At 66.6% G+C, this 12,208-nt stretch carries 15 protein-coding genes; 5 read left to right on the top strand and 10 right to left on the bottom strand.

The features are described 5' to 3' along the window. Positions 1-252 precede the first annotated feature (252 nt). Positions 253-894, top strand: a complete 642-nt coding sequence (locus tag Q9K23_RS09880; protein WP_152972753.1) for a hypothetical protein — start codon at positions 253-255, stop codon at positions 892-894. 293 nt (positions 895-1,187) lie between these two features. Here the strand turns inward: Q9K23_RS09880 and Q9K23_RS09885 are convergent, their stop codons facing one another. From Q9K23_RS09885 to Q9K23_RS09910, 6 genes are all read right to left on the bottom strand, one after another. Further along, positions 1,188-1,415 carry a hypothetical protein gene (locus Q9K23_RS09885; RefSeq protein ID WP_020792775.1) on the bottom strand — a complete coding sequence of 76 codons (228 nt, stop codon included), beginning with the start codon at positions 1,413-1,415 and terminating at the stop codon, positions 1,188-1,190. Further along, entirely contained in the window at positions 1,412-2,482 is a 1,071-nt protein-coding gene (locus tag Q9K23_RS09890) for a hypothetical protein (protein ID WP_053777434.1), read from the bottom strand. Before Q9K23_RS09890 ends, Q9K23_RS09885 begins: the two co-directional genes overlap by 4 nt. A gap of 9 nt (positions 2,483-2,491) precedes the next feature. Next, the gene (locus Q9K23_RS09895; protein ID WP_020790008.1) at positions 2,492-2,743 is read right to left on the bottom strand and encodes a hypothetical protein; all 252 of its coding nucleotides are present in this window, start codon (positions 2,741-2,743) and stop codon (positions 2,492-2,494) included. Between the two features lie 301 nt (positions 2,744-3,044). Then, positions 3,045-4,379, bottom strand: a complete 1,335-nt coding sequence (locus tag Q9K23_RS09900; RefSeq protein WP_053777435.1) for a DUF3631 domain-containing protein — start codon at positions 4,377-4,379, stop codon at positions 3,045-3,047. Then, positions 4,376-5,314 (bottom strand): bifunctional DNA primase/polymerase, encoded by a 939-nt coding sequence (locus Q9K23_RS09905; protein ID WP_305950491.1) that lies wholly within the window; start codon positions 5,312-5,314, stop codon positions 4,376-4,378. Before Q9K23_RS09905 ends, Q9K23_RS09900 begins: the two co-directional genes overlap by 4 nt. A 154-nt stretch (positions 5,315-5,468) precedes the next feature. Further along, positions 5,469-5,705, bottom strand: a complete 237-nt coding sequence (locus Q9K23_RS09910; protein ID WP_020790009.1) for a helix-turn-helix domain-containing protein — start codon at positions 5,703-5,705, stop codon at positions 5,469-5,471. A gap of 222 nt (positions 5,706-5,927) precedes the next feature. Here Q9K23_RS09910 and Q9K23_RS09915 point away from each other — a divergent pair, with 222 nt between their 5' ends. Beyond that, entirely contained in the window at positions 5,928-7,313 is a 1,386-nt protein-coding gene (locus Q9K23_RS09915; RefSeq protein ID WP_020790012.1) for a site-specific integrase, read from the top strand. Between the two features lie 253 nt (positions 7,314-7,566). Here the strand turns inward: Q9K23_RS09915 and Q9K23_RS09920 are convergent, their stop codons facing one another. Next, a complete protein-coding gene (locus Q9K23_RS09920; RefSeq protein ID WP_020790007.1) occupies positions 7,567-7,806 on the bottom strand; it encodes a DUF1272 domain-containing protein in 240 nt (79 codons plus the stop codon). 1 nt (position 7,807) lies between these two features. Beyond that, entirely contained in the window at positions 7,808-8,260 is a 453-nt protein-coding gene (locus tag Q9K23_RS09925; protein ID WP_082365913.1) for a PaaI family thioesterase, read from the bottom strand. 33 nt (positions 8,261-8,293) lie between these two features. Here Q9K23_RS09925 and Q9K23_RS09930 point away from each other — a divergent pair, with 33 nt between their 5' ends. The 3 genes from Q9K23_RS09930 to Q9K23_RS09940 all read left to right on the top strand — a co-directional run bounded on the left by Q9K23_RS09930 (position 8,294) and on the right by Q9K23_RS09940 (position 10,798). Next, a complete protein-coding gene (locus Q9K23_RS09930; protein ID WP_020790015.1) occupies positions 8,294-8,881 on the top strand; it encodes a TetR family transcriptional regulator in 588 nt (195 codons plus the stop codon). A 245-nt stretch (positions 8,882-9,126) separates the two neighbouring features. Continuing rightward, positions 9,127-9,810 (top strand): phosphoribosyltransferase family protein, encoded by a 684-nt coding sequence (locus Q9K23_RS09935; RefSeq protein ID WP_053777438.1) that lies wholly within the window; start codon positions 9,127-9,129, stop codon positions 9,808-9,810. Positions 9,811-9,919: 109 nt separating this feature from the next. Next, complete coding sequence (locus Q9K23_RS09940) at positions 9,920-10,798, top strand: rhodanese-like domain-containing protein (RefSeq protein WP_053777439.1); 879 nt, start codon at positions 9,920-9,922, stop codon at positions 10,796-10,798. Positions 10,799-10,833: 35 nt separating this feature from the next. Here the strand turns inward: Q9K23_RS09940 and Q9K23_RS09945 are convergent, their stop codons facing one another. Beyond that, complete coding sequence (locus tag Q9K23_RS09945; protein WP_169798180.1) at positions 10,834-11,004, bottom strand: hypothetical protein; 171 nt, start codon at positions 11,002-11,004, stop codon at positions 10,834-10,836. Positions 11,005-11,073: 69 nt separating this feature from the next. After that, a complete protein-coding gene (locus Q9K23_RS09950; RefSeq protein WP_053777440.1) occupies positions 11,074-12,156 on the bottom strand; it encodes an ABC transporter substrate-binding protein in 1,083 nt (360 codons plus the stop codon). Between the last annotated feature and the right edge of the window lie 52 nt (positions 12,157-12,208).

Genomic DNA, 12,208 nt, shown 5'->3' on the forward strand with positions numbered 1-12,208 from the left:
GCGTGACCATCCGGAGAACGCATGGGCGATAGTTGGCCATCCGTACGCGCGTCTGACCTGGTCCGCATCATCGAACGTCATTGTGGACAACCTACCCGCCAAAACGGCTCACACCGCAGATACAAGGGCAAACACAAGTACTTCACTTTCGCATACCATAATGGAGACGAGATCAACGGGAACATCGTTCGGCGTGTCCTGGTTAATGACGTCGGATTGACCGCACAGGAGGCACGGGGAGAGGTGAGTTGAATGGCTAACGACACACAGACAGTCGTTTATCGCTCAAGCATGTCCGGCGGTCCGCAGTGGCAGTTCTACTCGATGCCGGAGAGCATCGTCGGCGGTGCCCATAACCTTGACGACGCACGTGAGCAGTACCGTGCTGCGCTGGCGTTCTCGCTCGACGTTCCGGTCGGTCAACTGCCAGAGATCCGCGAGATGGTGGAACATGAGGCCGACAAGGGCTCCGGCATCTGGGTGCGCGGGGGTCTCGAATCTCATACATACGACAACGCGCTTAAGTTCCTAGCTCGTTACTTCCAGAGCCAACCGTCTGAGGACATCGCGTGGTTCTTCGAACAACCCGCGGCGAGCGGCGACGTGATCATCGTTCCCGTCGAGTTCGATGACACGTTGCGGACCATCACTTCTCAGATGACACCGTTCGATTCGGTCTGGGCTGTCGCGCAAGGCAAGGACCCCGAGGGACAAGACATGCTCGCATGGCTCGCTCTAGGCGGCAGTGACGCAGCTCCGGCATCTAACGAGGGGGTCAACCTCGGCGATCTCGGATTGACACCAGACAGCCCGATGGTTGACGTGTTCCACCGCGTGATCGAGCATGGCGAACGCCAACACTCGCAAAGCAGGTACGCACTGGCGACCGTCTGACCTCAGCGTCGCTGTAATCCGTTGCGCGGGTGAGTGTTTCGAGGTAGACGCCGTCGAGATGTGCCGTTAGCGTGGCTCTCAGGGGTCGGAGACGGCCTATTTACGCAGGTCAGGCGAGCTAAGGCGATTCCGTTAAGACCCGTACACATTTTCGAGGACAGTACGCGGCGGGGCTCTGGTTGATCGACCGGGGAGGGGTCCCCACCCCCTACCCCAGCGACCCCGGACATGATGAGACTCCGATACGCACACGTCGTATCGGGGTCTCATTCGGCCGCTGACGGCCTATCGGCTCACTGGCCGGTAAGGTATCGACCGAAACCCCTGTCGCCGGGACGAGCCGGACGGCGACGCCGATCCTCATCGGGCCGATTGTCACCAACCGTTCCCTGTCCCCGCGTCTCGCGCTCGTCGTCGGCCTCCGCGGCGGTGTGCGGCCGGTTCGCCATGTCCTCGTCGAGATACCGACCGAAGCCGCGGTCATACGTGTCGTCGTCGCTGCCGCGCAGCCCTTCGCTCATGCCGACACCACCCCGACCACGTCGTCTAGATCCGCGACACCACGAGGTTCGGGCCGCTCGTGCTCGTCGAGTCCGACCCACCACCGCAGCGCCTCGTGAGACCCCTGTCCCAGCCACGACGGCGCATCACCCTGCCATGCACCGGACCCCTGGGTAAGCGCCTCGGCCTGCGGACCGTTGTGCCGCTGCGCATCGTCATGGCGCAGGTACTCACCGCTGCGCTTGCGAGGAGGAGGCACCACCACGACGGACCCCTGGCTCACCACAAACCCACGGGCCAGCGCAGCCGCGCACCACTGGCGCACGGCCTGCACATCGGACCACCGGGCCACGGCCGACCGCCACAGGCGCAACGCCGACAGCACGCCGTCGTCGCCGGCGTCCACGAGCGCGCCGGCGTCGGCGTCCACCGCGACCCCTGCCAGCGCCAGACGCTCGTGCGCCTGCACCGCGTCGGCCAGCGCCGCGTGCGCCTCGTCGAGCACCGCGTCGTCGATCTCGTCGAGCGCACCCCGCACGGCCTCCCGAGCCTCTAACACGGCCCGTTCGTCGATCGCCTCGCGCAGCCGCTTGCCAATGTTCAACCGGTCCTGCGTAATCCGCTCGTGTGCATCCCAGCGAACGATGTCGTCGAGCAGACCGGGCACCTTCTCCCGCTTGGCCGCGGCCGACCACGCGGCCGTCAGTGCCTCGTCGATCCGCGCGTCGAGCGCCGCGCGGCTGGCCTCCTCCGCTTGGTGGCGCTCCTCCTCCACGATGCGACTGAGGCAGCGGGTACGTGCGGCCTCAATGCGATCAACCCGCAGGAGGTCAATCACGGCCTGGCCAATGTCCCCGGCGTCGGTCAGTTCCGGAGTCGGCGGGTGCGCACCGACCGGCGGCGCAGGCTGCGGCGCATTGCGGATGCTGTCCGCTGCCAGTCGGTCGCCGTACTCCGCCATCGCACGCTTGTTGTGCCGTGCGACCTCCGCGCGCGATGCGCCGTAAACAGGTCGCTGCCGCTCCCGCGCATACGCCGCCGCGGACGGCGGAGTGTCGACGTCGACTACGTGCTTAATCCTCGACATGGTGTTCTCCTATCCGGCCCGATGGGCCATGTTGTTGTGTTCCCCGGTGGTCTGCGAGGCCTTGGCCTCGTGTGCGGCGACCCGTGCCGCGTAGTCGGCATCGGTGTCCGACGGCCAGCGGTACAGCGGATGCCACGTCGATCCGATCGGCGGGTCGGTCAGCATCCGGGCCACGTACTCGTCGAACCGTCGCCGGCGCTCGACCTGCGCTGCCTCACGCTTGCTCGACCGCGGGCCGCGGCCGCTCGTGGATGCGCTCATCTGCTTTCGTGCCTCCGTCCATTGGCTGAGAGGGCGGTACTGCCGGTACTGCCGGTACCGCGCAGGTCAGAGGGGGTGAAATCGGTACCGGGTCGGTACCGGGTACCCGGTACCCCCGTTTGCCCGGTACCTCGTTCCGGACCGTGTCTGCGTCGCGTCGGTACCGCCGGGTACCGGGTCGGGTACCGGGCAGCTTGCGATACCCGGTACCCCTCGCGCGAACCTCTGACCAGCGGATATGCCGACCAGGTACCGGGGGTACCGGGGGTACCGCTCTTGACGAGGACGGGCGCGGGCGCGGTCACGACGCGGCCTGTGCGTCGTCGTCGGTGTCCTCGTCGGGGGCGTCAACACCCGGCACCTCACGCATGTCGCAGTTGAACGTGAGTCGCGGTTGCTGGCCCGTCCGGTCGATATGCACGATGCTCGTGCGCGCCGGCGCCGGGACGCTGCCCGGTTCGGTGTCGGGCGAGTCGCTGCCGTCGACGTAGCGCGCGAACGCGTCGTACAGACCACCGTCGCCATACCGCCGGTAACCGCGGACCTTCTTCCCGTTCACCTTGAACTGTTGCGGCACAACGTCGAACGGGCGCAGCAATGCGGCCAGTGTCGCGGGTTCGAGATCACCCCGCGACGGGGGCCACGGCGACATGTCCCGCATATTCTTGATCGCGGTCAGGAGTGCGGCCGTCGTGATGTCGTTGACCCGGCGCTTGTGCATGATCTCGTGAATCGCGGTCAGCAGTTCGACTCCCAGCGACGGGCCATCGGCCGACTTCGCGAACACGAAAGACGAACACGCTGCGCGTGCACGTTCGGGCCACTTACCCCCGATCGCGTCGGCGACCGCGACGAGCGGCTCCCATACCTCCGCGGGTCGGTCCTCGACGCCGTCGGGCAGTTCGGGGCGTGCGGCCGTAAGGGCGTCGGTCACCGTCGACTCCGACCACGCACGCAGCGCGTTGCGCATCGGTGCGGCCTCTGCGTCAGCGTCCCGGCGTCGGTACCGCGCGAGCGGTTCGGTAGCAGCGATGCGTTTGCGCATCCGGAAGTGGATCGAGCGCGAACGCACCGCGTCGGGCACGTTGGTCGTCAGCCCTGCCAGAGCCATAGGCGCGAACGCGGACAGTTCGACGACCTCGAAGTCGGCACCCTGCCCGACGCACCGCGGCACCCGTGCGCCACGTTTGTATCCGGCGTTGATCACGGCCGTGATGTCCTCAGTGCCGGCGGCCTTCGCGTACACCGTGTCGACCTCGTCAATCAGGATTGTTCGCTGTCCGGCGTCGATCGAGCGGATGAGAGCGGCCGGGGACGCCGAGAACGAATTGAGTGGGTGCGCCGTGAGGTGTTCGAGCAGTTCGAGCACCCGACTCTTGCCCGACCCCGGTACCGCGCTGTCCAGAAACAATCGCGGCGTCGTGTCAAAGCACTCGACGACCCACGTGTGCATGGTCCACAACGTCGCAGCGACGTAGCAGTGCTCACCGGGCAGAACGCAGTACCGGCGCAAGTACACCTCCACGGCGTCGGCGATCTTGTGCATGTCCCTGCGCGGCTTGCGCTTTCGCTCTTTCGGGGGCTGACCGACAAGCGATTCGGTCACCTTGCGGGCGGTCTCGTCGGCGTCACTCACGAGGCCACCCCCTCACCGTCGGCGAGGATGTGCGCCACGGCCCCAGCGAGCGCATCGCGGATCTCGTGCATTGCCTCGTCGTGCGTGCGGACTCCCGGCAACCCGGCGCGCTCGCGTCGGGTCATCTCGTCGAGAAACTTGGACGTGACCTTGCCGATGGCGACCTGTGCGCCGGGGTGTCCCTCGTCGGCGAGGTGCAAGCACCGCCAGATCGCATCGCGCATCGTGTCGTGTGCGCGTTCGCGCATCGCTCCCAGATCGCGGACCGCGGCGCGCATCGCGCTCGACGGCCGGCCGCTCCCCTTGCGATACAGCCACAAGGCGACCTCGTCGGACGCCGGCCGGCCGACCCGGCCGCTCGTGCGACGACGAGGCGTAGTGAGCGCAGCGACAGCGTCAGGCGACAATTCGGCGATCGGGTGCCGGGTCTCGTCGAACCGGTACAGGTCACCGGTGTCCGGGTGCACCGAACCGGGTCCGACCAAATACCCCTGCCAGTGCGTCCGGACTGCGTCAATGCCACTGCCGTCGGGCACCGACAGCCCGGACTCACGCGCATAGTCGGGCAGCGTGAACACGAGATGACGGCCACCCTTACCGGTCACAATGGTCAGCGTGTCGGGCAGATCGACGGCCGCGGTGAACGTCGCAAAACGTTCCGGGATACCCCGCTTGTATGCGTCATAGTCGATCACGGCGACCCCGACCGGGGGGCGCCAACCGATACCCGTCACGCGAGTGTTTGCGTCTGCCGCGCAAGCGATCTCGTCGAACCGCGGGTCATCCACGCCAACGAAGTCGTAGAAGCCGTTCGTTTCGGGCAGCGGCGCCTTCCCGGCGAGCGGCCCGACGGTCACGCCGGGGATAGCATCGGCGATCTCGTGCGCGAGACGTGCGAAATGTCCGACCCCCGACGTATCGTCAGTGGTGGGCATCTCCTGCTCTCGGTCACGCGTGGTGGCGACCGTGGCGACGGCGTCCGACTCCCCGGTCGGGCGCCGTTTCTCATTCCTGGACATTCTCCTACTTTCGTTGCGCGCGAATACGTTTCGCGCTAACCGCTCCCCGGTTACGTGGTGGTGAGAGAACTCAGGCCAGACGTGCAATCCACGTCTGCACGTCCGACGCGCGATACCGGATCGCAGTACCGACCCGCACGAACGCCGGACCCTTGCCACTGCCGTCGCTGCGCCACGTGCGCAGGGTGCGCGGCGACAGTCCGCAGATGCCCGCGGTTTCGTCGGTGTCGAGCAGGCGATCGAGTGCGTCGGCGGGTGCCAGCGCATCGCGTGCTCGGTCGGTGAGATTGATTGCCGCAGTGGACATTTAATGCTCCTCGATTGAGTGTCAGTGTGACACCGACGGTTTCGTCGTCCGGTGTCGGCGCGCTGACACCAAGGTCCACCACTGTCGCCGACCTGGGCAAATGTCGATCGCGCGCGAACCGTGACAGGTGTGCCCCGTATCCGGTCGTATTGCCTGCTAGAGACCTCGCAGAGCCGCATCACATCTCGTCGGAATGAATAGGTCATCTGCTAGTCTGTCTCTATGAGTCCACGAGAGACCACCGACATCGTCGACCTCGACAGCACCCCTGCCCCCCGCTCCCCGGGCCGCCGCAAGGTCGGCACCGTGTCGGTATTCGACCGGCATTACTCCGATGCGCGCCGGAAGGTGCGACGCGGGTACTCGTGGACGACGAACGCCGCAGGCAAGGCCGTTCCTAAGTCCCCGCTGCGCTGGGAGGTCCGCTACGTCGACACCGCAGGCAAGCAGCGGTACGAGCGATTCGACGACCGCGAGGCCGCGCACGCGCGCCGCGACGAACTGGCCGATCAATTCCGGTCCGGGTCCTATATCGAACACGAGCGGGCACGGGTCACCGTGCGCACCGTTGCTGACGCCTACGTGCGCACGCTGTCGGCGAAACCGGCCTCAACGCGCCAGAGCTACGGGTCGATCGTGGACGTGTTCTGTGAGCGATTCGGCGATCGCGAGGTCGGATCTCTCGTGGTCTCCGACATCAATGGATGGATCGCCGACCTGCTCGACGCCGACAAGTCGCTGACCACCGTCCGCAAATACGCCAACGTCGTGCGGAAGATGCTCGACGTCGCGGTCGACGACCGTCTCATCCGGGGCAACCCCGCACGCGCAGCTACTGTGCCCACCACCGACCGTCGCACGGTCATCGAGGAGGACGCTGCCGACGAGTACCTGACTCCGGCCGACCTAGATGCTCTGCTCGTCCACGTGGCCGACGAGCACACCCGGCGACTCGTGCGGTTTCAATCGCTGACCGGGCTGCGTATCGGTGAGGTCTGCGAACTGCGCCGGAAGGACATCGAGACCGTGACAGACGGCAACGGCACCCGGTACGTACTCAACGTCCGCCGGTCCGCGGTCGAGACCAAGGGCGGACTTGTGATCGGATCCCCAAAGTCGGGCCGTGCGCGTCGGGTGCCGCTGTCATCGGAAGCCACGACCGTGCTCCACGAGGCGACGGCCGTCGAGCGATCACGGCTACCGAAATTCAAAGCACGGAAGGGCAGCGAGGTCGACGACCTCCTGAACGCGCTCTATGGCGACGCGCTCATCTTCCGCACGGCGCGCGGAAACCAGTTCCGGGGGTCCAACGTGAACCGTGCGCTTGCAACCGCGTGCGAGATGGCAGGGGTCGACAAGGTCACGACACACGCCATGCGGCACGCCTGGGCGTCGCACGCCGTCGCCTACACCCGCGTCGCGAGCCTGCTCGGACATGCCGACTCGACCCTGGTCAGCCGCGTCTACGCGCACGCAGGCGGCGACGACGAGTTATTCGCCGCGGTCGCGCAGATCGAGGCCAGCACACACGAGCACACACAGCGCACACACAACGGCTCGACCTCAGCGGACAATCATGGACAGTCGGCGACGGATTCGACGTCGTGATCTACTGCGCAGCAACGGTTTATAGACAATCGTAGACACACAGCGACCGTCAGCGTTTCCGCAGGTCACGCGGACACGAAGAACTCGTAATGAATAGGTCAGGGGTTCGATTCCCCTGGGCGGCTCCACAGGGCAGACCCTATTTCTGGGTCCGGCCAACCCTCTCCGAAGCCGCCCCGTGACGGCGTGCATCGTCCGCCGTGTTCCACGCGCCCCCGGGCCCTTCGGCCACCCGGGCAACGGTCAGATGCTCTTATCGGTCACGTCGACGACCGAACCGTCGCGCGATGCGCGTCGGCATCCTCGCGGCGATCGCGGCCGCTCCGGTGGTGCGCCGTGGGCGAGGCACCAACTCGCCCCCGCAATTGGGGCAGGCATCGAGGGCACCTCGGCAGTCGGTGCAGTAGGTGCATTCGTAGGAGCAGATCCATGCCTGGTCGTCGCCCGCCAGGGCGCCGGCGCAGAGTTCGCACTCGGTCTTCATCTTGAGCATGTCAGCCCACCTTGTAGTTGGCGATGGCCTTCGCCACGTTGACCCCACCGGCGGTGGTGATGTCGATGTCGCACGCCGTCAGGGTCGAGCCTCGGCGCAGTATGCGTCCCCGGCCGAGAAGATCCTCGGCCCGGGCAGGTTCGAGGAACTCCAGCGCGAGTGACGTCGTCACCCCGCGAAGTCGATCAGGAAGGTCACGACCGCACCAGGCTGCGGCCATGGCGGCGATGTCGGCGAGGGCCGCGATCGCGCCGCCGTGAACCATGTCTTCGGTCGTGGCGAGCTCTTCTCGCCAGGGAAGACGAAGGAGCGCTTCGTCGTCGGAGAGGCTCTCGACCTTCACACCGAGAAGTCCGACGAATGGCGAGATGGGCAGGAAGAGGGACATCAGGTCGGTCCCGTTGCCGGCGATACTGCGGATCTGCTCTGGATTCACATACAGAGTGAATGTCACATGCATTCTGTATGTCAAGGGTAGGATTGCGCCATGGTCACCTTGCGGACGTCCCGAGCTCTCGCGACTCGACAGCGGCTGGTCGACGTCGCGACAGATCTGTTCACCACACAAGGATTCGCTGCGGTCACGACGACCTCACTCAGCGAGGAAGCCGGAGTGACCCGCGGGGCGCTCTATCACCACTTCGCGAACATGACGGAGGTCATGGAGGCGGTCTTCACGCAAGCCGAGAGCTCCCTCGTGGAGTCGGTGAGCCTTGCACTCGAGAGTGTCGACGGACCGCGGGAGCGCTTTCTCGCACTGGGCAAAGCCACCCTGGACGCACTCGCGCGCGACCCCGTGCTGTTGAAAGTCGTCTTCCGGGAAGCCCCGACGGCGCTGGGCTGGACGCGCTGGCGAGCCCTCGACAACGGCCGATCGTTGGGCTTGATCCGGGGACTCCTCGAAGACCTGGCGGAGTCGGATGAGCTTGTCCCCGGGGTCGATCCGGGGGTGGCTGCGCAGTTGATCCTCGGCGCCATCAACGAGGCCGGGATGCACGCCGCCTCTGGCGTGGCTGCCCCGTCCTCGGCTGCCGACCAACTCGAACTACTCTGCCGGGGCCTGCTACGCAGATAGTGGGCGGCAACCCGAGGGGCACACGGTGGGAAACGTGCCGCCACACCGTCAATTACGAAGAGCCGGTTGGCAAGTCGCGTATACAGTGGCCGATGTCGCCCTGTGGCGGTGCTGGACCTCGGACCGGCCACGGCGCCATCGGAGGGCTCCGACGAGACGGTTGGGCCGATGACGGTCGATTCGCACGCTCCCCGAGCCGCAGTCCGGTGCTACCGTGAAAACTGATCCACCGAAGCGAGCCCGTCATGCATCGTCACGCCTTTTCCGAGCACCCGATCAGATTCCGGGATCGCGCGCATGCCGGTCGCATTCTCGCCCAGAATCTCGACCGATTCACCGTCCACGACCGCGATCTGCTGGTGCTGGCCCTCCCCCGTGGCGGTGTCCCCGTCGGCGTCCAGGTGGCCGAATACCTCAGTGCGTCACTCGATGTGATCACCGTGCGCAAGGTCGGGGTGCCGTGGCGGCCGGAGCTGGCAGCGGCCGCGATCGCCGACGACGTCCTGGTCCGCAACGAGGACGTGATCCGCAAGGCCCGGATCGACCCGGTCGCGCTGCGGGATGCGATCGCCCGGGAACGGATCGAGCTACGACGCCGCAACCTCGCGTATCGCGCCGATCGCCCGCCGGCCCCGGTGCGCGACAAGACGGTGATCGTGGTCGACGACGGCATCGCCACCGGTGCGACGATGCGGGCGGCACTCGCGGCGCTGCGCACGCTCGGTGCCGCGGAACTCGTGGCCGCCGTACCGGTCGGCCCCGCCGACACCCTCGCGGACCTGCGTACCGAGGTCGAGGTGGTGTGTCCGTCGTCGGTCACCCACTTCTACGGCGTCGGCGCATCCTACGACCACTTCGATCAGCTCTCCGACGACGACGTCCGGCTCTCGCTGGCCGGCGCCCGCCGTCATCGATATCCCGGATCGTGAGCGGTCACAAGGGTTGCCCGCAGTGAGATCGGTATCTGTGCGTGGGCGATTTGCCCGCTCCTACCATCGGCACTGCCGCTTGGCCCCCGTTTCCCGAAAGGCGACCCGAATGAGTTCCACCGTGCCCGCACTGGTCGACGTCGACTGGCTGCGTGACCATCTCGACGACGATGCGCTGGTGATCGTCGATTCCACGACCCACCTGCCCGTCCCCACCGACGGCCCGTACGTCCCCGAATCGGGAGCCGAGAGCTACCGCGCCGAACACATCCCGGGCGCACTGTTCGCCGACCTGCTGACCGACTTCGCCGACGCCGACGCCACGCAGCCGTGGACCGCGCCGGGCCACGACCGATTCGCCGCGGCCGCCGGGGCACTCGGGATCGGCGAGGGTGCCACCGTCGTCGTCTACGACCAGCACGACGGATTCTGGGCCACCCGCCTGTGGTGGCAGCTGCGGCTGGAGGGCTTCGACGACGTCGCCGTGCTCGACGGCGGCCTGCGTGCCTGGAAGGCTGCCGGCCTCGAGGTGACCGATGCCGAATCGACCCCGGTGGCAAGGACTTTCACCGGAGAGCACCGGCCGGGCCTGATCCGCTCGACCGCCGAGATCGCCGCCGCGCTCGACGACCCGGACACCCTGCTGGTGAACGTGCTCGACGAGGCCACCTACCGCGGCGAGGTCGACACCTACGCCCGTCGCGGCCACATCCCGGGCAGCATCAACTTCCCGGTCTTCACGCTGCGTGACGCCGAGACCGGTGCCCTGCGGGCGATCGACGACCTGCGGGCCGAGTTCGAGAAGGCCGGTCTGCTCGACACCGACCGGACCGTGGTGACCTACTGCGGCGGCGGGATCGCGGCGACCGGCGTCGCCCATGCCCTGGCCCTCGCGGGTCGCGACGACGTCGCGGTCTACGACGGATCGATGACGGCCTGGGCCGGCGATCCGGAACTTCCGCTCGTGACCGGGGACTCTCCGCGATGAGGTGACGGGATGCCGTCCCGTCGACAAAGCCCAGCTCAGTCGGCGTCGGCGACCTCGGCCGCGTCACCCTCGGTCTCCTCGCCGGCCGAGTCGTCCTTGGCCAGCGGGTCGTAGCCGGGAACGCCTTCGAGCACGGTGAGCTCGTTGTCGATGGCGGCCTCGACCGCCTTCGCGTCTTCCTTGAGCTTCTTGATGAAGTCCGACATGCTCACTCCTGCCTGCGGGGCCAGTCCTTTCGACAACTATAGGGTGGCCCCGCCGGCAGGATGGCACCGCTACTTCTTGAGGTCGGGATTCTCCTCGTAGACCTCCTTGATCAGGGACATGTCGAAGAGCTGCTCGGGCTTGATGGTGTACCCGGCCTTGGCGAGGGCCTCGATATTCGACGCGATCAGCTCGTCGGTCATCGTGAGCAGACCGTTGGCCTTGGTGTCGCCGGAGACGACGAGGGTGTTCTGGGCGATGGCCTGCTCGGTCTGGTTGGCCTCGTTCAGGCCGAGATCCTTGCCGTAGGTCGTGACGGCCAGGCGTGCCGACCCGGCGGGATCGGCGACGGCGTCATACCAGCCCTGGATGTCGGCCTTGAGGAAAGCCTTGAGCTTGTCACGCTCGTTGTCGATGGTCTCCTGCCGCACCACCAGGGTCTCGGCGACCAGCGGTAGGTCGAAATCGGCGAACAGGAAGTTGGTGTTGTCGATCCCCTTGTCCTTCAACTCGATCGGCTCGTTGGTCACATACGCCACCCAGCCGTCGACCTGACCGGTAGTCAGCGGGGTGGGATCGTACTGGACGGTGATCTTCTCGACGTCGGACTCGGTCATACCGTTGGCGGTGAGCAACGCCTTGAAGACGTTCTCGTTGGATGCCTGCACACCGATCTTCTTGCCCTTCATGTCCTCCGGCGAATCGATCGGATTGGAGGCCAGCGACATGATGCAGAACGGATTCTTCTGGAACGTCGCGGCCACGGTCTTGAGCCCGGCGCCCTGCAGCACGACAGGTGCGGTGAGCTGCGGGGCGGTCATACCGATCCACACCTTGTTGGAGGTCAGACCGGTCTCCACACCGGTACCGGCACCGCCGCCGGTGATCAGTTCCGGTGTGCCCACCCCGGCGGCCTCGTAGTAGCCCTTGTCCAGAGCCCAGTACTCACCGGCGAACTCGATGTTCTTCTGCCACGACAACTGCACCTTGGGGTTGGTCGACGACGCGCCGCTGCTCCCGGAATCGCCACTGCTGCACGCCGACAAGGTGCCGGCCACACCGAGCGCCCCAGCCGCACCACCGGCCATCAGGGTGTAGCGCAGGAACGAGCGGCGGTCGAATCCGCGGCTGCGTCCGCCGATCGGCGCAGACATGGGCGACTGTGACATGGTGAGGTCCTTCCTCGATCGGGCCGTACGGCCCCTG

The sequence above is a fragment of the Gordonia sp. NB41Y genome (genome assembly GCF_030718915.1).
Taxonomy (GTDB): domain Bacteria; phylum Actinomycetota; class Actinomycetes; order Mycobacteriales; family Mycobacteriaceae; genus Gordonia; species Gordonia desulfuricans.